This window comes from Microbacterium testaceum StLB037, from assembly GCF_008763945.1.
GTDB lineage: Bacteria > Actinomycetota > Actinomycetes > Actinomycetales > Microbacteriaceae > Microbacterium > Microbacterium testaceum_G.
The window spans coordinates 595,322-613,681 of record NZ_VTQH01000002.1; the positions used below are offsets into that span (position 1 = coordinate 595,322).

The window sequence follows — 18,360 nt, forward strand, 5'->3', positions numbered from 1 at the left end:
CGACTGATTCAGTCGACGGCACCGCTCGCATGCTCAGCGCGGCGTCACTCGATACCGCCGCAGCGCCAGCGCGGGGTTCACACGCCGCACGCGCGCGATCGCGGCGGGGTCGATGTGCGCCACGGCGACGTCGGTCGCTGTGCCCACCTGGGCCAGAGCCACACCCTGCGGGTCGACGACCATCGAGTGGCCCACGCCGAGGGGCGGCGGGTGATCGGCGGCGGCGACGAAGAACGTGTTCTCGATGGCTCGGGCGGTCAGCAGCGTCTTCCAGTGGTGCTCCTTGAGAGGCCCACGCACCCACTCCGCCGGAACCAGCGCCACGTCGACCCCCGCATCAGCAAGCGTGCGCGCGACCTCGGGGAAGCGCAGGTCGTAGCAGGTCATCAAGCCGAACCGGAGCCCCTGCACCTCGAACGTCTGCGGCGGAGAGATCTCCCCCGGCTCGACCCAGTCGGACTCCCGCTGGCCGAACGCGTCGTAGAGGTGGAGCTTTCGATACACAGCCCGGATGCCATCGGCACCCACCGCGACGACCGCGTTGCGCACGCGTCGACCGTCGTCGGCCTTCTCGACCAGTCCCGCGACCATAACGACGTCGAGCTCGGCGGCAAGAGCAGTCAGGCCGCGAACGAAGGAGCCGTCGAGGTCTTCGGCGTTCTCCGCGAGCGAGGAGTCGAAGGGGTCGACGAAGTAGCTCGAGTACTCGGGGAAGACGACGACGCGGGCGCCGCGCGCGGCGGCCGTCCGGGCGGCGTCAGCAATGTCGGCGAGGTTGCCCTCGCGCGAGGCGGACGGAGCGAACTGCGCGACGGCGATGCCGACGGTGTCGTGAGTCATCGAGCGCTCTCCCTCCCTCGGCGCCGAACGGTGATCGGCACCACGATCCACAGTACGAGGATGATCACCCCCAGCACGACTCCGGATGCCACGGCGGCACCCAACCCGACGACAACATCAAACACGAACGCCACGACGCCGATCAGCAGAAGCGAGACGAGAGCGAGAGCCCCGCGCAAGGCGTTGTGCCCCACGCGTACGAGCGCCGGCTTCACCTGCATGTGGAACACCGCTCGGTGCAAGGCAACCGGGGCGAGCGCGACCACCGCGCTCAGGGCGGCCAGGCAGATCAGCACCAGGTAGAGCACTCGCTGGGCCGAGTCGAGATCGGCGAACGACGCCTGGAACGCGAGCGCCAGCAGGAAGCCGGTGAGGATCTGCGTACCCGTCTGAAGGACGCGAAGTTCCTGCAGAATCTCGTTCCAGTTGCGGTCGGCGCGCTGGGCGGGTGTTTCCGGCCGCCCGTCGGCGAAATCGTCGATATTGCTGCTCACCGGCCCATTCTCTCGCGACACTCCCGGGCTGTACGTCAGGATTTGCGGGTTCGTTCATCCGCGGGTAATGTTTTCTCTTGTGCCGCGGGGTGGAGCAGCTCGGTAGCTCGCTGGGCTCATAACCCAGAGGTCGTAGGTTCAAATCCTGCCCCCGCAACAAGAAGAAGGCCCCGGATCGTCAGATCCGGGGCCTTCTGCCTTAGCTCGCGTGTCCTAGTCAGGCTCGCAGACCGGACTCGACGCAAGCGGAAAGCCCCGGATCCTAAAGACCCGGGGCTTTCGCTCGTCTCACCGTTTGCTCTCAGAACCACCCTCGGCCCCCCGGCCGAGCAGGCGTTCCGTCACAGATAACTGCGAAGGCGAGACGCGGCAGCCGCAGGCGCGGCCACGACTAGTGCGGCGACGAAGAGAAGAACCCCCGTGTCACCGTGAACGGTCAGCATGGCGATGCCGGCGATCGCCAGAACTACGACAGCCGTCCAGAGAAGCGCCGCCACGAGAGGGGTCGCCCAGATCGGCACGCTGTTCGCCTGCTGCATGTAAGTGTTTCGCATTGCTCCTCGCCTTCGAGACGCTACGGATGAGATCCCGGCAGTTGATCTGACACTTGTTCGGAGCCCCATATCGATCGGATGGGAATCCGTTGCAGGCGATGCTACGACTCTTGTCCCCCTTTTGGGGGACGTTGCGCGAATCTCGTGGAAACGCTATGCGCGCATTCAGAGTTGTCGAGGCTCCCAATCGCCGACCCACCAGTCGGCTATCTCGGCCATGCGTGCTGCAACCGTTTCGTGGGCCTCTCCCCCGCGCCACCGCTGAAATGCGGTCGCATCGATGAACGTGCCGTCCTCCACTACGACGCGCCCTTTACGAGTGTCGAGCGACAGCTCCACGGCCCATTGCGTCACCTCTGGTGAGTCGCCCAGCGCGCGCAGAGCACCGATGGCTGCCAACAGGTCCGGGTCCGCGACATCGTCACGGACCCGGAACAACACGACGTGTCGGAACATCTACTCGCGGATGCTGCCGACGTGGTCGCGATACCAAGCGACCGTGCGCTCCATGCCCTCCTCGAGGGAGATGGATGCCGTCCACCCGGCCTCGGCGAGCTTCGAGACGTCCAGCAATTTCTGCGGCGTGCCATCGGGCTTCGAGGTATCCCACTCGGTTTCACCCTGGTAGCCCGTAACGCGCGCGATCGTCTCCGCGATCTCCCGAATGGTCACATCGCTGCCAGTGCCGACGTTGACCTGGTCCGGCCCGTCGTAGTGCTCCATGAGGTGCAGGCAGGCGTCGGCCATATCGTCTGCATGCAGGAACTCGCGGCGGGGCCTGCCGGTCCCCCAGTTGGTGACGCTCGCCGCGCCCGAGTGAGCAGCCTCGTCATAGCGGCGGATGAGTGCCGGCAGAACGTGTGACCCCTTTGGCGAGAAGTTGTCGTTGGGGCCGTACAGGTTGGTCGGCATCGCGCTGATCCACGGCAGACCGTACTGGCGTCGGACGGCCTGCGTCTGCAGGATGCCGGCGATCTTGGCGATCGCGTACGCGTCATTCGTCGGTTCGAGGTGACCGGTGAGCAGAGATTCCTCGCGGATCGGCTGCTCCGCGAACTTCGGGTAGATGCACGACGAGCCAAGAAAGAGCACGCGCTCGACGTCGTTCGCGAGAGCGGCATCGAGCACGTTTACCTGGATGCGCATGTTGTCACTGAGGAAGTCCACCGGGTAGGTGGAGTTGGCCAGGATGCCGCCGACCTTCGCGGCCGCCAGAACGACGTACTTCGGCTTGGTCTCCCCCATGTAGGCGAAGACAGCGTCGCGATCCTTTAGATCAAGTTCGGCCGATGTCTTCCCGACGACGTTCTCGAAGCCCGACGACTCGAGCTTCCGAACAATTGCCGACCCGACGAGCCCGCGGTGGCCCGCGACATAGAACGTCGCGTCGCGGTCGAGCTCGCCTGCGGTGTACTCGACTCCGTCAACGGCTGTGCTCACGCGCGCGCCCCAAGGAGCTCGGCGTTGCCCCAGGTCGGGAGCGAGACCGTGTCGATCCACTCCGGGCCCCGCTCGAGAGCTGTGACGTCGGCGTCGACCATTAGCTTGGCGAGCTGGTCTCCGTGCACCGAGGGGACCCAGCCAAGCTTGTCTGCTGCCTTGGCAGGATCGCCGATCAGCGCGTCGACCTCGGTCGGGCGGAGGTAGCGCTCATCGAACTTGACGAACTCCTGCCAGTCCAAACCGACGTGACCGAACGACACCTCGAGGAAGTCCTTGATGGTGTAACCGACGCCCGTGGCGAGTACGAAGTCTTCGGGGGTTTCGGCCTGCAGCATCCGCCACATGCCCTCGACGTACTCAGCGGCATAGCCCCAGTCACGGACCGAGTCGAGGTTTCCGAGGTACAGGTCCTTCTGAACTCCAGCCTTGATTCGGGCCACCGCACGCGTGATCTTACGCGTCACGAAGGTCTCACCGCGGCGGGGCGACTCGTGATTGAACAGGATGCCGTTCACGGCGTACATGTCGTACGCCTCGCGGTAGTTCTTAGTGATCCAGTAGCTGTACAGCTTTGCGGCCGCATAGGGCGAGCGCGGGTAGAACGGGGTCTCTTCGTTCTGCGGCGGCGGGGTCGCACCATATAGCTCTGAAGTGGAGGCTTGGTAGAACTTTGTTTGGATGCCCGACAGGCGCACGGCTTCGAGAAGACGAATGGTGCCCGTGCCGGTGGTGTCGGCGGTGTGCTCAGGCTCGTCGAACGAGACGCGCACGTGCGACTGGGCCGCCAGGTTGTAGACCTCGTCGGGATTGATCTCTGACATGAGGGTGACCAGACGGGCTCCATCCGAGAGGTCCCCGTAGTGGAGGAAGAGCTTGGCGCTCGGGTCGTGCGGGTCGACGTAAAGATGGTCGATGCGGTGAGTGTTGAAGGTCGAGGCGCGACGAATGAGCCCGTGAACCTCGTATCCCTTCGAGAGCAACAGTTCAGCGAGGTAGGAACCGTCCTGACCCGTGATGCCGGTGATGAGTGCGCGCTTGGTCAACTGAAGTTGCCCCTGTTCATTGACGGCTACGAGGCCGAAGGCGGAGATGGATGCTGCCTGCCACCAGCACCATCGATGGGCAGCGAAAGAATCGTAGCGAATTGATCGATCGCGAATGTCTCCTCGAGAACGGTTTCTTTGTAGCGTCTGCCATTCTGTCCAAGACGCGTGGCTGCTTCTGGGTCCCTCGCCAGCCGGTGAACGCCGCTGAGAATCGCTGCTGGGTCCCCCGCTTCGACAGTGACGCCCGCGCTGGCGGCGTGGACCTCCTGCGCGGTAATGCCTGTCGCATCGGTAGCGGCTAGTACAGGTCTGCCAGAAGCGAAGTACGACGTGAGCTTGCTCGGCACCGCCATTTCTGCCACCCCCGGCAGCTCATTTACAAGCAAAATGTCGGCCGCCTGCAGAATGTCGGCGAAAGAGCGATCATCGAGCGGCGGGACGATCTCGGCTGTTGTAGGTGCATCATCGATCCGTTGCTGCAGATCGTCGCGTTGCGACCCATTTCCCACGAGCACGAAACGTACGGCGGACCCCTGACGATGCGCCAAACGGCCGGCTTCGACGACGTGATGCAAGCCCTGCTTGACTCCCATGTTGCCGGTATGGACGACGACAGTCTCGTCGTCGGCCCACCCGTACAACTCTCGGACTGCTCGAACGTCCGCCGACGGCAGCGGCGGCAGATGCGTCCAGTTGCGCACGACTCGTATGCGCTCGCGCGGGACGTTGAAATCCTCGTGTACCCGATCGGCGAAGCGTTCGTGAATCACGACCACCGTGGACGCTGACATCAGCAGCCACTTCTCGATCGAGCGGATCACACGCGCGGCCACTCCACGGCCCTGATTGGTCTCGACCACTCCGACGCCGTATAGATCCTGGACCCAGACGACAAATGGCGTTCGGCGATGCGTCGCCAGCGCCCGCAGGCGCACGAGAGCGGAGGACAACAACGCAGGGGACACCGCAATGATCGAGGTAGGTCGCCCCCATCGCGCGAACACCTGCCGCAAACCGAAGGTCACCTCGGACAATGCTCGCGGTAGCGGCGTCGGCTGGCGGGGTACAAAGTGTCGTACGCGGTCGACAACGACGCCGTCGATGTTTTCGCGGCTCGACCACTGACCGTAACCTGGTGAGATCTTCCAATCCGGATAATGAGGGTGCGCCACGATTGCTCGAACCGCTTGATCGCGACGCGCGAGTCCAACAGCCATGGCACCGGTGTAGGGCGAGATTCCCGTAGTCTCCGGGGGGTAGTTCAGCCCGAAGACGAGCGTTCTTGAGGGTTGCGACACGGTTCGAACCCTACAACGACCACCATTTCGTCACAGTTACAAGAAGGGGACGCCGTGAGCGACATCCCGGTGATCGATCTGTCTAAGGCGCCCGGCGAACGCGCTGCATGGGACCAACCGAAATGGAAGGTATACCTTTGGGCGGTCTGCGAACTGTTGTTCGTAACGAACGCATGGCAGATCAGCTCGGGACTGCGCATCCGCGTATTGCGCGCATTCGGAGCGGAGATAGGACGGGGCGTCATCTTCCGACCTCGCACCCGAGTCAAGTTTCCCTGGAAGCTCCGTGTCGGCGACCGCTCGTGGATCGGGGAGGGCGTTTGGATCCACAACCAGGATCACGTCGTCCTCGGCCGAGACGTCGTGGTTTCCCAGGAGACTTTCATCACAACAGGAAGTCATGCTCATCGTAAGGACATGGCCCTCATCACACGGCCGGTGCAAATTGATGACGGTGCATGGGTCACGACTCGATGCCTAATACTCGGCGGCAGCCACGTTCAGCGCTCGGCGCTCATCAAGCCCCTCTCCGTCGTTTCGGGGCAAATCGGAGCGGGCGAAATTTGGGGGGGGAACCCGGCCGAACTCATTGGTCCGCGATTCAAGGTTGAAGAATGAAGATTAGCAAGATTTCTGTTGTTATCCTTACGAAAGACGAAGAAGCCACCATCGCCCAAACACTGAGCGAGTTGGACAACTTCGAGGAACTAATTGTCGTCGACTCGCATAGCAGTGACCGCACATGCGAGATCGCGGAATCGTTCGGAGCGCGCGTAGTCTCCTTCCGCTGGAATGGGGCCTACCCAAAGAAAAAGCAGTGGGCCCTAGATAATGCAGGAGTCAGCAACGAGTGGGTGCTCCTTTTGGACGCCGACGAATATCCAACTGAAGCCTTGAAGCAGGAATTGTACCTACTCGAGCGAACGCTTCTCACTCGACGAGAAGGCGCATTCGACATCCATCTGCTCTACAGATTTGGCGGGAAATTGCTACGCCACGGTCACGTTGTGACGAAACGGTCGCTCGTGCACAGGCATCGCACCCGGTTCCCCGAAGTGGCCGATCTAGACGCCCCCGGCATACGCGAAGTCGAAGGACACTACCAGCCAGTTTCGTCGGCCCCCATCGGGCAGTTGCGTAGCCGGTTGATCCACGACGACAGAGATCCTGTAAGCAGTTGGTTCGCTCGACACAACCGGTATTCCGACTGGGAGGCCCATCTTGCACTGGACAGAACCCTAAAAAAGGATATCGCCAGCAAACGAACGCGGAAAGGACGAATTTTCGACGCAGTACCGTTCAAGCCCCTGGCGTTTTTCCTCTATGCATTTGTAGCGAGAGGCGGGTTTCTCGACGGCCGAGCAGGCTTGGACTACGCCGTCGCGTTGTCCTCGTACTACTGGCAGATTGGCGTGAAGACGAGGGAACTTCTAAGAAATGCTCAATAAGTCCTCCCGCGAACTGCGAATTCTGCAAATCGTCAATACGCTGGATCATGATGACGGCGGTCCAGCTCGAAATGCCTTTGAACTTAATCTCGCCCTGAACCGCCTGCCCGGTATTCAAGCCGCCCTTCTCTGGATCAACGGCAGCAGCCAGGACAGCGTCGCGAAGACCCACTCAGATGCCGGCGGCGCCATGCCGCCAGTGCCGCCTCGCGGGCTGAAGGTCCACGGCGGGCCTTTCGCGAAGCTCCAGGATCTTCGCAGCGCACTTTTGAGTAGTGATGCGGTGATCATCCACGGCTACTTTCTCTCATGGATCCCTCCGATAATTCTGCTGTCACGATGGCACCGACGCCGCGTTTTTCTGATGCCACACGGTGCTCTGACGCGATATGAAAGACTTCGCAAACGATCAAAGAAGGCGGCATTCCATGTTCTCGCTGGATGGTGGATGAACAAGCTCATCGCCGCATTTGTTACCGGTTCAGAGATCGAGCGCCAGGAGCTCATCGAAGATAAAATCGGCAATGCCGTTCATTACGCGGGCGTAGGAAGCGCTGAGCCCAGGAAACAGATCCTTGATCTGCCGCTTTCTGACCCAGTTCGACTATTGACGATGTCACGCATTGCACCCAAAAAGCGTATTGATGTTGCTCTACGGGCAACGCGAATGCTTCTCGACGACGGGGTGCGGGTGACATTAACCGTTGCCGGATCTGGCACTGAACTGAACATTTCTCAGATCGAACGATATATCGATGAATTGGATCTCACGCGAGACGTGCGTATGTCCGGCCTCGTCACCGGCGCGGAAAAGGAAGAGTTGCTATCGAGCAGCGACATATTCCTGCTGCCAAGCGAAGATGAGAACTTTGGCATCGGCGTGGCCGAGGCCGCTATGCACGGCTTGTTCGTGGTTGCCTCCACGAAAGTGGCGGCAGCAGAAATGCTGAGCAGTCGAAGCGCGATGAAGCTCAACTCGCTGTCTCCACGCGATTTTGCGGACGGTATTCGGACAGTAATCGACAATTATCGTTCAGACACCCGCACCATTGTCGGGTCGGAGGCGCGTCGCCAGTTCGCCTGGTCGACCGTCGCTGAACGCTGGGTGACTATCGTGAGGCAGGGCGCGTGAAGGTGAGCGAATGAGGAAGCAAGTCCTCAGCCTGATCACAACTCGAGGTCTGTCAGGAGCTGCCCAGGCGACGGCTCTCATTCTTCTGGCGCGCAACTCAAGCACGACCGAATTCGCGATAGTTTCAGTAATCAGCGGCATTGCTGTATTCGTTTGCGCAATAGCGGATTTGGGCCTGGCCGGGTTCATATCGAAAGCTCAAGCTCGAGGGGATACCAGCGCAGTCAGAACGGCCCTACGTGCTAATCTGCTCTCCACGTCTTCGCTCGGGTTAGTATTCGCCGCCGCCGCAGGTCTTTTTACTCCGGGCGGCCTGTCACTGGTAGCTATATTACTCGCAGCGGGTTTCTTCCTTGAGAAGAACGCTGACACTTTGCTCGGTGTCGCCATAGCTGACGGTAATACATACATACCGAGCATTTCCATCATCGGTCGACGACTGATCAACTTGAGCGGACTCTGGATTGCTGTCGCTGTCGGTTGGGATGCTCCACTTGCGTACGCCGCGTCTTATGTGGCAGGCGGGGCATTCGCTCAGGCAGTAGGCTCGATTTACGCCCGCCGGACGATCCCCACCGGAATCAAAGGCGCCCGCTCAATCGATGTGTTACGCCCAAGCTCACACTACATGTGGACCTTCCTGGCCGGACAAAGCAGACTGCTTGACGCAGGCATAGTGGCGTTCTTCGCCGGTAGCGAGGCCGCGGCTAAGTATGCTGCCGTTACTAGGCTTGCTCAACCAGCTCTGATAATCCCCGGTGCTATCGGCACAGTGATGTTGCCTCACGCCGCTAGAAACTCACCTTCGTTCGCGCGATTGATTGCAAAACGGCTGCTTCTCGCCACTGCTGTGCTCGCAGCTTTGTGCGGCCCGGTCGCGTTGTTCGGTACAGAGATCGTACGCTTCGTGCTCGGGGAGACATACGCAGACACGGGGTCGACGCTTGCGTTGTCACTTTACGCAATCCTTTTCCTCGGAGCCGCGTCGCCCATGACCGGCGCGCTTCAGGGACTCGACGATGAGCGGTTCGTCGTCATCGCGAGCTTGGCCCTGGCAGTCATGTTGTTGGGTTCTGTCGCCGTCGGGTCAGTTGCCGGCGGAGTGGTTGGGGCTGCCGTCGGTCTGTGCATCGCTTCCCTGGTTAGATGGATCACTTTCCTTACGCGACTCTTCCGGTTCAGGACAGGATGATATGACCTCCATGCGACGCGAGGCGTTCGACGCCCAAGCAGGTCCCGGCCAGAGTACCGGGATCCCCCGGAGCAGGCCACAGAGTCCCCGTAATCAGGATTACAAGCGTCGTGCCATCAGCGTGTGTCTAGGTCTCGGACTCATGCTCGTCCTACCGTCCACGGCGCTGGCGACATTGCCCGCCGCTACCGACGGTGGCCAACTTCTTCTGCGACTAGCACCTCTGATGTACGCGGCTCTGCGTCTCGCAGTGATCTTCTGGTCGGCTGAACGAAGACCTTTTGTGTCCGTGTTTTATACGTTCGTATACATAACAATGGGCGTGGTGCCGCTCGCCCAGTACTTACTAGATCGCGAACAGTATTACTCCGTCGGCATCAATCCGATCATGTCGTCAGCTATCATCTTGGTTGGTTGCTTTTCGTTCGACCTGGGGTACGTTGCCCACCGTCGACGCAAGACGCCGGCCTCGGATGCCAAGATTGCTGAGAACAACGTCGAGGCTGGTATCGCGATGAGTGAGGGAACCCGAATTCTCAGGGCGGTTTCCATCGCCAGCCTGATCATTGCGGCGTACTATGTCGCCTCAGCTGGCGGACCTGCGTCCTTCTTCAGCTCGCGGCAGGATCTGGGCATCGCGACAGCAGAATCGTTCTCCAGCGATGGCGGCGAGTCGACGCGAGCGGTAGTGGCGTCCTTGGCGAAGGTTGGCCCCCTCTTTGCGCTGCTAACCTATGTTTTTCTTTGGCGCCATAAGCGCATGAGATTTCGAATCCCTGATGGGCTCTTGATGTGGGGCCTTCTCGCAGTGAACATCCTTGTAAATAACCCCATATCCAACCCCAGGTATTGGTTTCTCGCTGTGCTGCTTGGCGCGTTCTTCACAGCAGCGCGATCGAAAGTTGGCCAAGACATCGCGATTGTCGCAGGCATTATTGCTGCGATCGTGGTGTTCCCGGTTTCCGACGTGACTAGGTACGCTAATCCCCAAGATGCCATTTCCTATGGGTCCATCTGGGAGACCATAGCCGTGAAGGATTATGACCAGTTTACGATGATCAATAATTCTATTTCATTTACGAGCGACGTGGGGTTCTCGGTTGGGCGTCAACTCCTCGGCGTACTTCTCTTTTGGGTGCCGCGGTCAATCTGGCCCGACAAGCCGCTCGATAGCGGAGTCGTATTGGGCGAATGGCTTTCGATGAGGAACACCAATCTCTCCTCCCCGCTCTGGACAGAAGGTTGGATGAACTTCGGCTGGATCGGTGTAGTCGTCTTCTTGCTTGTGCTGGGTTTGATTGGCTCCAGGCTCGACAGCACGTACGCCGCGGGTCTTCGAAACCCTTTAGGTGCTCAGGTTGGCACGCATGTTGGCACTGCGCTCCTCGCTGGCTATCTCTTCATCATTTTGAGAGGCCCGCTGCTGCAAGCCTCGGCTAGATTGATAGTTATTCTAGTTTTTGTCGCCATACTGAATCTTGCTTTCAGAAACCGCATGATGACTAAGTTTCCGGGAAGTCCGCAGTGAGCGCGAAGTCATCTCGTATCGCATACCTCGATAGCATGCGAGCGATATTGATGCTACTCGGCATTCCGTTTCATGCGGGATTGGCGTTCTCCGGCGAAAATTGGGTCGTCACAGCGTCGAGTTCCACGCCCAGCTTGGCTGCTTTCGCTGAGTTCTTGCACGTCTGGCGAATGCCCACCTTCTTCGTAGTTGCAGGTTTCTTCTCCACGCTTATCCTGAGTCGTATCGGCGAGATAACATGGCTGCGCCGACGATCCGTCCGACTAGGTATCCCGCTGGTATTTGGGACTCTACTACTGAGTCCAGTGCAGTGGTTTGCTGCTGGATACTATCGAACCGAGTCCGACACTGGCGCTGTAGATTTCTTCCTCGAGAAAGTCTTCCCACCGTCCAGCTGGTGGACCATGCATCTTTGGTTCTTGTTGGAATTACTTATCTATTGTGCGCTTCTCGCGCTGCTCTATCGCCTCGTCGGTCGCTCGAGACTGGCCCGACTCAATCGCGTCTGTTTCAACTGTTTCAATCGGTATCCCACGTTGATAACCCTGTGCGCAGTGGGTGTGGCGGGCGGTTCGGTTGTGGCTGGGCTAGCCTTATGGCAGGTTTGCGACGCCGATACCCTTTTCGCCGGCCTTCTTTCGCGCAATTTCGTCATTTTCGCCCCCGCTTTCGCGCTCGGGTGCCTGCTGGGTACCGGTGACGGCAGCCGTCTGAGCGGGGTGCGTCGCATATCTAAGTGGACGCTTTGCGCTGTGGCTTTCGCAGCTACTGCCGGCGTGATCTTCCTGAAGATCGTGCTCGGTGTCGAAAGTAACGTTGCCTTGGCCCTAACGGCGATGCTTTGGGTTGCTGGCGGACTCACTGTGGCCCTGCTATGCATCCGCGTCGCTGCGCGATACCTGGATCGGCCCCACCGGTCAACGAGAACATTTGTCGACTCGTCACTTGTGGTCTACCTCGTTCATCAGCCTTTGATCATACTTTCGGCGTGCATTCTAAAAAACCTCGAGATCGACCCCTGGCTGAAATGGTCCATTACACTGGTGTGCGTATTGCTCCTGAGCATTGGAATATACGAGGTTGTGAACCGCATCGCCACGTTGCGATGGATGTTCACCGGTACCCGTGCGCAGGGCTCCAGTTTCTTCACTCTGAGATCAGTGGAAGCAAGCCGTTCGGCGAAAGGCCGCGGAACTACGCCAGCACGGAACCTAGAACCGAAATGAATATATAGATAGCGTTGTACGTGAGGTGAATAGCGACAGCTGTCCAGATACGACCCGTGAGAAGCACCGCCCCTGAACATACAAAAGACACGACAGTGAGGGCTAGGAACCCCGCAAGGTCCACCGGCGAAAGGATCACGTGCAGCAGCACGAATAGCGCGGTCGACAGCGCCCCCGAAACGAGTCCCGCTCGGAGTTTGCCCAGGCTTCGCCTGCACACCTCGTATACCCCCACGAGAATGATTCCGCGAAAGAATAACTCCTCGAATACCGGGGCGATTAGGCCCCCTGCTCGGCCCGCTTCTACCCAAGCCGTTATGGGCAGGGTTGGCGACATGCTCGGGAAGGAGGGGAAGGCCGTCGCGTTGGCACCAGACAAGACTCCCTGAAAAATACGGAGAAGAGAGCCGAATGCGATTCCCCACATCAGGTCAATAGGGCGGAATCGGAATAGTCCAGCCGGTCGCGCCAGCCAGAGCGCGTACAAAAGAGGGACAAATAATCCCGCCCAGATCGCTAACTGAGCACCACCTTCCGACCAATCCGCTCCTACGGCTGCTGTCTGACCGGCCACAACGATCGACAATCCGCAGGACGTCAGTGCGATACCCACGACACGGCCATCCCAGCGGCGAACTGCTCTGCCCCCGAGCCTCCAGTCACGGCGACGCACCCTCCTGCCTTTCCGGTCGTCGCCAGCGCTCGCAATCTCGTAGCTCGACATTTTTCCTGCCCATGGAAATACGGGGCCATCGTCCCTGTCGGTAATCGGCACTTCGCTAAACTACCCCTCGTCGGCAAAGGACTGCCCGGCCACGCCGTTACGGAGAGAGTCATTGCTGAAAATCCTGACAGTATGTACGGGGAATATCTGCCGGTCCCCCCTCGCTGCGCTCGTCCTACGCGACCGCCTCTCCGCCCTGCCTGTCACCGTCGAGAGCGCCGGGACGCGAGCCCGTGACGGGGCTCCAGTGACCGTTGAGACCGTCATGCTTGCCGAACAGTTCGGAGTGGACCGAGGCGCGGCGTCTGCCCATCGGTCTCGCAGGTTGCGGCCAGAGCATCTCGCGGACGCGGACCTCGTTCTGGCGATGTCGCGCGAGCATCGCCGTGCCGTCGTCGAGATGGATCCATCTCGCGTGCGCAACTGCTTCACGATTCGAGAGTTCGACCGTCTCGCTGCGTCCTTGTCCGACATGGATCCACTCCGGCTCGCAGACGCACCTCATGACATTCACGCGCGTCTTGAGCACGTCGTAAGTGCGGTTGCCAGTCAGCGCGGCCTGCTCCTCCCTCCAGCGGATCCAGATGCAGACGACGTCTTGGATCCTTATGGGCGGTCAATCTCCACGTACGCGCGGTCCGCACGACAGCTAGCGCCGTCTCTCTTGGTGGTCGAACGTATTCTGCGCGTCGTCTCAAGCTCGGTCTAGCTCGAAATCCGAAGGCACCGATCGCGCACAGGCTGGAGGTTTCGCGTGACCCCATTCACGAAGTTGCGCAGTCTCTCTGCTTGGTTATGCGCGGGTTTGCTCCTGCTGCGCGGTCGGTACGGTGCGCGGCCGCAGCGTTTCAGGATCAGCATTCCGCGCCGCCTGTGTCAGACTTAGCCCGAAATCTTCGGCACGGATCCCGGCCGCGAGTGCGTCCTCGAAAGGCACCATGGAGCTTAGCGACTACATCCGCATCCTTCGCAAGAACTGGATCGTCATGGTTCTCCTGACCGTCCTGGGCATCGTCGCAATGGTCGCCTACACGGTGACGCGAACGCCAATCTACGAGTCGTCGAGCACCATCTTCGTTTCAACGCAGGCCGGAAGTACGGCGGCCGAGCTCCAGCAAGGATCAAGCTTTACGCAGGCTCGCATCAATACGTACGTCGGTCTAGTCTCCACCCCTATCGTGCTCGATCCTGTGGTGAACAGTCTCGGCCTGAACACCTCTGCCGGGGCTCTCGCTGACCATGTCAAAGCAACCGCCGCTCCAAACTCGACGCTCATTTCAATCACGGTGTCGAATCCTCAGCCTCAGCTCGCAGCAGACATCGCCAACGCTGTGGCCGCGAGCCTTTCTGCTTCAGTGCCTCAGTTGGAGCCGGAGGGGAGCGATGGATCTAGCCCGGTGCGCCTCAGTTTGGTGAGTCAGGCGCAGGCCGCCGACACCCCATCCAGTCCGAATGTCGCCCTGAACGTCGCCCTCGGGCTTTTCGTCGGGCTCGGACTTGCCATCCTGGTCGCCGTCCTGCGCACCAGCCTAGACAACCGCGTTCGGACACCGCGAGAGGCTGAGGCGATCACCGACGCCCCGGGAATTGGCGCAATCGCCTTCGACGCGAAAGCAAAAGAGCGTCCGCTCATTGTCCATGCCGATCCTCTGAGCCCGCGGGCAGAGTCGTTTCGAGCTCTACGAACCAATCTCCAGTTTCTCGACATGGGTGGCCGAGCAAGCTTCGTGATTACGAGTTCAATCCCGAGCGAAGGCAAATCGACCACAACCATCAACCTCGCGATCGCTCTAGCTGATGCGGGCAAACGTGTAGCTCTCTTGGACACTGACCTCCGGAAGCCGAAAGTTGCGGAGTATCTGAGCATCGAGGGTGGCGCCGGCCTGACCGACGTATTGATCGGACGAGCGAAGGTCAACGAGGTCATGCTCCCTTGGGGAGGACGTAGCCTATACGTGCTGCCTGCCGGCAAGATCCCGCCGAACCCAAGTGAACTTCTCGGCTCAGCGCAGATGGCCACGCTGCTGAGCATGCTCGAGAAAGACTTCGATGTCGTTCTATGCGACGCACCCCCTCTATTGCCGGTTACCGACGCGGCCGTCTTGGCACGAGTTGCAAGCGGTGCACTGATGGTGGTCTCAGCGGGGCGCACCACAAAACATCAACTCACTGGCGCAACTGATGCTCTCAATGCTGTAGGGGCAAAGCTTGCAGGCTTCGTGATGTCGATGGTTCCCGTGCGCGGCCCGGATTCGTATTATTCCGCGTATGGCTACGGCTACGGCTACGGCTACGGCTATCGGGAAGCCGCTTCTACGCCGAAGGGGAGGGGCCCGAAGCCGGCCGACACCCCCAGCGTTTCATCCCGTCAGGAGGCCCCACCGGCCGACGAGGCTTTCGATGAACTTGGTCTCTCTTCGCGCAAGGAGAGCCGAGAGGCGCAGCGCGACGGCTGATCACGGCTAATTTGTTCTTCGCCATTCCGCACCTAACCGCTTTTCCTCCATCGAGAATGTAGTTTGATGTCGCAAAGCCTCCCAACGCAACTGCGGACTGCTGGGCGTGTTACGGCGTTGATAACATTCGCGTTCCTAGCACTGCTCTTCAGCGTTATGACATGGATTGGGGTGCGAGGCATCATTGCGTACGGGCACCTTGAGCAAGTGCAAGCAGACGCGGATCAGCTCACTTCGACGTTGGTGACAGATCCGTCCGAAGCCGCTCGGATTGCAAGCCGCCTCGCTGAGAGCACGGAGGCGGCACACGACCTGACCTCGGACCCTCTCTGGGGTCTGGCGGAGCAATCCCCGTGGCTGGGACCGCAACTGAAAGCCTTCAGCACCGTTGCCGCCTCGTCGAACACGCTCATGAGCGAGAGTCTGGTCCCCCTCGTTGGCGCTGCACAGAGTGCTTCGATCCAAGCCTTGAAGCCGCTTGGCGGGCGCATCGACCCTACCGCCCTGGCATTCCTCGAAGGTCCCGTTGACTCAGCGGCCGCGGCGGCCGCTTCCGCAGTCACCCCGTTCAAGCAAATGGATCGCGACCCGTTACTCGGGGAAGTGGAGAATGCCGTGGCGCGCGCGGACGCGCTTTTAACATCCACGTCGAATGCACTAGACGCTCTATCGCGAGCGACTCGACTTCTACCGGCGATGTTAGGACAGTCGGGATCGCGGTCCTACTTGCTTCTCGTGCAGAATAACGCAGAGTGGCGCTCGCTTGGCGGAATTTCCGGAACTGCAATCCTCCTACGAACCGATCAGGGCCACATCACTCTCGGCGAAACACAGTCCGCGACGCAATTGTCGCGCGGACTGACTGCCCCAATCACACAACTCCCAACCGAGATTGAAGACGTTTATCAGAGTCAACCAGCGTGGTATTTTCACAATCTGACTCAGATACCCGACTTTACAATCGATGGGCCCATCGCTCAAGCAATGTACCAAAAGCAGACGGGCACCCTGGTCGACGGTGTTATCGCGGTCGACCCGGTGGTGCTGTCTTACCTGCTCAAGGCGACCGGCCCCGTACCGTTGCCAGGCGGAGATACGCTGACATCAGACAATGCGGTGCCGCTCCTGCTGAATGAGGTGTACAAAAAGTACGAGAGCCCAACCGAGCAGGATGCGCTCTTTGCCGCCGCCACAGGAGCAGTCTTCCAAGCGCTGTTGGACGGTCGGGGATCGACAGCGAGCATGCTGACGGCGCTCGCCCGGGGTGTCGATGAGCGGCGTGTCCTCATGTGGTCAGCCGAAGCTGACGAGCAGGCTCAGATCAGCGGCACCGCTCTTGCAGGGGAGTTGCCGACGACCGATGCCGAGACGGCGCGCTTCGGCGTCTATTTCAATGATGGCACCGGCTCGAAGATGAGTTACTACGTGAAACCCGATGTCCAACTCGCCTGGGGACAATGCCAGGTCGGCGCCCTCCCCAACTCGCGAACCCTCACCCTCACGGTGACCCTCACAAATACGGCGCCGAGGGATGCCGAGAAAACCCTTCCGCCTTACATCACCGGCAACGGCGCATACGGCATTCCTCCTGGGAACGCGTCTGTCGTTCCTAACGTTTACCTGCCGTCGGGTTACGAGCTCGTCTCATCCACAACGTCAGACGGAACGTCTTTCGTCGCTGGTTCCATCGGGGGCCACGAGGTGCTCACCTACGGTTTCGTCTTGATGCCCGGGTCGTCCGCCACCCTTACGTTGGTCGTTCGCGGCGTCTCTGAGGCGTCAGAAGCTGAAGCGATTGTCACGCCTACGGCGGATGCAGCGCTGAGTCCGACCGTCCGTGCAACTTGCCGAGACGTGACCGTCGCCACGCTCGAGTGAGCCGCTTTGTTGTCCCCTTACTAGCGGTGGCCACGCGAGCGCAAAATTTACGTTCCGGAAACCTGCTTAATTTGCCATCCGGTCCGCACCTAGGCAATACTCAGAAGGCTCTCAGAACTCACCCACCGCTGTACTGTTGTCCTCCCCTTGCGTCTCAACGGGATAGCACGAACGCGGACCACAAATGCACCGGTAGCCCGGATTCGAAAGCAGGCAATCATGAAGCTCAACCTCAAGAAGGCAGCGGCAGCCTCCGCGCTCGCCGGTGCGCTGCTCGTCGCAGCCCCCGTTGCGGCTCAGGCCGCCACGCAGGCGCCTACATACGCCGCCAATAACCCCAGCACGGTGGTCATCGAAATTACGGAAAGCGGGCCGGTCGCAGTTCCGGGCTTCGAGGCTAATGCCGACGTCACCGCCCAGCTGGCCGGCCGGGGCATCGGGCCCGGTAGCCTCGCCACCGCCAACCTCCCCGTCACTTCGACAAGCGCCACGAAGAAGACGGACGCCAGCGGCGCGGTGGCCTTCAACGTGACCCTGCCCGAGAACCCGTCCGGATCGTACACACTCGCAGTCACCGGGCCCCGCGCCGGTAGCGACGCTGGCACCGGCGGCTCCACGCCGATCGGTGGCGGTAGCGGGTCGACCGGTGGCTCAGCCAACGGCAGCAACAACCTGCCCGCGACGGGCATGGACGCCAGCTCGATGCTCGGCCTGTGGGTCGGCGGCGGCGCCCTTGCTCTCGCAGGTGGCACGATCGCCGTGGCCACTACGGTTCGTCGCAACCGTAAAGCCTGACGCAACATGCGTTCCGAGGGGACGCCGTTGACTTCGGTCAGCGGCGTCCCCTCGTCGTTGACTGGACAGGCGCATCCGTTACTTCTGATTCATCGCATCGCGGGATCCGCCGCAGCGCTGGCCTCTGACAACTTGGCGGCTGGCGCTGCGAGCACGAGCGCCGCGATCATGAAGGCGACCCCAACATTCCCGTCGTGACGAATGGCCCAGAATCCAAGCACGCCCAGAGTCACCACCAAGGTCCAAAGCAGTACCTGGGTAACCCGGCTGGTCCAGGCGTTCGTCAGCATGTTTCAAAGCTACGGC

19 protein-coding genes and 1 tRNA gene are annotated in these 18,360 nt (G+C 60.6%); 11 read left to right on the forward strand and 9 right to left on the reverse strand.

Features of this window, described 5'->3' with window-relative positions:
* Window positions 1-33: 33 nt before the first annotated feature.
* Together F9B98_RS11530 and F9B98_RS11535 are read right to left on the reverse strand one after the other, a co-directional pair.
* Window positions 34-840, reverse strand: a complete 807-nt coding sequence (locus F9B98_RS11530) for a carbon-nitrogen hydrolase family protein (RefSeq protein WP_150957497.1) — start codon at window positions 838-840, stop codon at window positions 34-36.
* Window positions 837-1,334: a DUF6328 family protein gene (locus tag F9B98_RS11535; RefSeq protein ID WP_150957500.1), complete on the reverse strand. Its 498-nt coding sequence runs from the start codon at window positions 1,332-1,334 to the stop codon at window positions 837-839. The genes F9B98_RS11530 and F9B98_RS11535 overlap by 4 nt, the downstream gene beginning before the upstream one ends.
* Before the next feature lie 83 nt (window positions 1,335-1,417).
* On the opposite strand from F9B98_RS11535, the gene F9B98_RS11540 reads away from it, so the two are divergent.
* Window positions 1,418-1,491, forward strand: a tRNA-Met gene (locus F9B98_RS11540).
* A gap of 184 nt (window positions 1,492-1,675) precedes the next feature.
* Here F9B98_RS11540 and F9B98_RS11545 read toward each other — a convergent pair.
* The 5 genes from F9B98_RS11545 to F9B98_RS11565 all read right to left on the reverse strand — a co-directional run bounded on the left by F9B98_RS11545 (window position 1,676) and on the right by F9B98_RS11565 (window position 5,675).
* Window positions 1,676-1,888, reverse strand: a complete 213-nt coding sequence (locus tag F9B98_RS11545) for a hypothetical protein (RefSeq protein ID WP_150957502.1) — start codon at window positions 1,886-1,888, stop codon at window positions 1,676-1,678.
* A gap of 165 nt (window positions 1,889-2,053) precedes the next feature.
* The gene (locus F9B98_RS11550) at window positions 2,054-2,344 is read right to left on the reverse strand and encodes a Dabb family protein (RefSeq protein ID WP_150957504.1); all 291 of its coding nucleotides are present in this window, start codon (window positions 2,342-2,344) and stop codon (window positions 2,054-2,056) included.
* Entirely contained in the window at window positions 2,345-3,328 is a 984-nt protein-coding gene (locus F9B98_RS11555) for a GDP-L-fucose synthase family protein (RefSeq protein ID WP_150957506.1), read from the reverse strand.
* Entirely contained in the window at window positions 3,325-4,374 is a 1,050-nt protein-coding gene (gene gmd, locus F9B98_RS11560) for a GDP-mannose 4,6-dehydratase (RefSeq protein WP_150957508.1), read from the reverse strand. Before gmd ends, F9B98_RS11555 begins: the two co-directional genes overlap by 4 nt.
* Before the next feature lie 26 nt (window positions 4,375-4,400).
* Window positions 4,401-5,675, reverse strand: a complete 1,275-nt coding sequence (locus F9B98_RS11565) for a glycosyltransferase (protein WP_150957511.1) — start codon at window positions 5,673-5,675, stop codon at window positions 4,401-4,403.
* 54 nt (window positions 5,676-5,729) lie between these two features.
* Between F9B98_RS11565 and F9B98_RS11570 the strand changes: the two genes are divergently transcribed.
* The 6 genes from F9B98_RS11570 (at window position 5,730) to F9B98_RS11590 (ending at window position 12,201) form a co-directional block, all read left to right on the forward strand.
* Window positions 5,730-6,293 carry an acetyltransferase gene (locus F9B98_RS11570; protein WP_150957514.1) on the forward strand — a complete coding sequence of 188 codons (564 nt, stop codon included), beginning with the start codon at window positions 5,730-5,732 and terminating at the stop codon, window positions 6,291-6,293.
* Window positions 6,290-7,123: a glycosyltransferase family 2 protein gene (locus tag F9B98_RS11575; protein ID WP_150957516.1), complete on the forward strand. Its 834-nt coding sequence runs from the start codon at window positions 6,290-6,292 to the stop codon at window positions 7,121-7,123. The genes F9B98_RS11570 and F9B98_RS11575 overlap by 4 nt, the downstream gene beginning before the upstream one ends.
* Window positions 7,113-8,255, forward strand: a complete 1,143-nt coding sequence (locus F9B98_RS11580; protein ID WP_150957518.1) for a glycosyltransferase — start codon at window positions 7,113-7,115, stop codon at window positions 8,253-8,255. The genes F9B98_RS11575 and F9B98_RS11580 overlap by 11 nt, the downstream gene beginning before the upstream one ends.
* 10 nt (window positions 8,256-8,265) lie before the next feature.
* On the forward strand, window positions 8,266-9,447 hold the full coding sequence (locus tag F9B98_RS15955) for a lipopolysaccharide biosynthesis protein (protein WP_191966786.1): 1,182 nt from the start codon (window positions 8,266-8,268) through the stop codon (window positions 9,445-9,447).
* A gap of 325 nt (window positions 9,448-9,772) precedes the next feature.
* The gene (wzy, locus tag F9B98_RS11585; protein WP_412177037.1) at window positions 9,773-10,975 is read left to right on the forward strand and encodes an O-antigen polysaccharide polymerase Wzy; all 1,203 of its coding nucleotides are present in this window, start codon (window positions 9,773-9,775) and stop codon (window positions 10,973-10,975) included.
* On the forward strand, window positions 10,972-12,201 hold the full coding sequence (locus tag F9B98_RS11590; protein WP_150957522.1) for an acyltransferase family protein: 1,230 nt from the start codon (window positions 10,972-10,974) through the stop codon (window positions 12,199-12,201). Before wzy ends, F9B98_RS11590 begins: the two co-directional genes overlap by 4 nt.
* On the opposite strand, the gene F9B98_RS16290 is transcribed toward F9B98_RS11590, so the two are convergent.
* Window positions 12,170-12,925, reverse strand: a complete 756-nt coding sequence (locus tag F9B98_RS16290; protein WP_412177041.1) for a CPBP family intramembrane glutamic endopeptidase — start codon at window positions 12,923-12,925, stop codon at window positions 12,170-12,172. The two genes, F9B98_RS11590 and F9B98_RS16290, sit on opposite strands and share 32 nt — an antisense overlap.
* Window positions 12,926-13,037: 112 nt before the next feature.
* Between F9B98_RS16290 and F9B98_RS11600 the strand changes: the two genes are divergently transcribed.
* From F9B98_RS11600 to F9B98_RS11615, 4 genes are all read left to right on the forward strand, one after another.
* A complete protein-coding gene (locus F9B98_RS11600) occupies window positions 13,038-13,634 on the forward strand; it encodes a low molecular weight phosphatase family protein (RefSeq protein WP_150957527.1) in 597 nt (198 codons plus the stop codon).
* A gap of 229 nt (window positions 13,635-13,863) precedes the next feature.
* On the forward strand, window positions 13,864-15,381 hold the full coding sequence (locus F9B98_RS11605; RefSeq protein ID WP_150957529.1) for a polysaccharide biosynthesis tyrosine autokinase: 1,518 nt from the start codon (window positions 13,864-13,866) through the stop codon (window positions 15,379-15,381).
* Between the two features lie 411 nt (window positions 15,382-15,792).
* On the forward strand, window positions 15,793-17,259 hold the full coding sequence (locus F9B98_RS11610) for a DUF4012 domain-containing protein (protein ID WP_225310314.1): 1,467 nt from the start codon (window positions 15,793-15,795) through the stop codon (window positions 17,257-17,259).
* A gap of 219 nt (window positions 17,260-17,478) precedes the next feature.
* Window positions 17,479-18,054: an LPXTG cell wall anchor domain-containing protein gene (locus tag F9B98_RS11615; protein WP_150957533.1), complete on the forward strand. Its 576-nt coding sequence runs from the start codon at window positions 17,479-17,481 to the stop codon at window positions 18,052-18,054.
* An 89-nt stretch (window positions 18,055-18,143) separates the two neighbouring features.
* On the opposite strand, the gene F9B98_RS11620 is transcribed toward F9B98_RS11615, so the two are convergent.
* Window positions 18,144-18,344, reverse strand: a complete 201-nt coding sequence (locus F9B98_RS11620; RefSeq protein ID WP_150957534.1) for a hypothetical protein — start codon at window positions 18,342-18,344, stop codon at window positions 18,144-18,146.
* Window positions 18,345-18,360: the final 16 nt, after the last annotated feature.

Coding starts and splice junctions, on each gene's coding strand:
- F9B98_RS11550 (WP_150957504.1), bottom strand. CDS start 2,344: ATGTTCCGACACGTCGTGTTGTTCCGGGTCCGTGACGATGTCGCGGAC.
- F9B98_RS15955 (WP_191966786.1), top strand. CDS start 8,266: ATGAGGAAGCAAGTCCTCAGCCTGATCACAACTCGAGGTCTGTCAGGA.
- F9B98_RS11530 (WP_150957497.1), bottom strand. CDS start 840: ATGACTCACGACACCGTCGGCATCGCCGTCGCGCAGTTCGCTCCGTCC.
- F9B98_RS16290 (WP_412177041.1), bottom strand. CDS start 12,925: ATGTCGAGCTACGAGATTGCGAGCGCTGGCGACGACCGGAAAGGCAGG.
- F9B98_RS11605 (WP_150957529.1), top strand. CDS start 13,864: ATGGAGCTTAGCGACTACATCCGCATCCTTCGCAAGAACTGGATCGTC.
- F9B98_RS11620 (WP_150957534.1), bottom strand. CDS start 18,344: ATGCTGACGAACGCCTGGACCAGCCGGGTTACCCAGGTACTGCTTTGG.
- F9B98_RS11615 (WP_150957533.1), top strand. CDS start 17,479: ATGAAGCTCAACCTCAAGAAGGCAGCGGCAGCCTCCGCGCTCGCCGGT.
- F9B98_RS11545 (WP_150957502.1), bottom strand. CDS start 1,888: ATGCGAAACACTTACATGCAGCAGGCGAACAGCGTGCCGATCTGGGCG.
- F9B98_RS11610 (WP_225310314.1), top strand. CDS start 15,793: ATGAGCGAGAGTCTGGTCCCCCTCGTTGGCGCTGCACAGAGTGCTTCG.
- F9B98_RS11575 (WP_150957516.1), top strand. CDS start 6,290: ATGAAGATTAGCAAGATTTCTGTTGTTATCCTTACGAAAGACGAAGAA.
- F9B98_RS11580 (WP_150957518.1), top strand. CDS start 7,113: ATGCTCAATAAGTCCTCCCGCGAACTGCGAATTCTGCAAATCGTCAAT.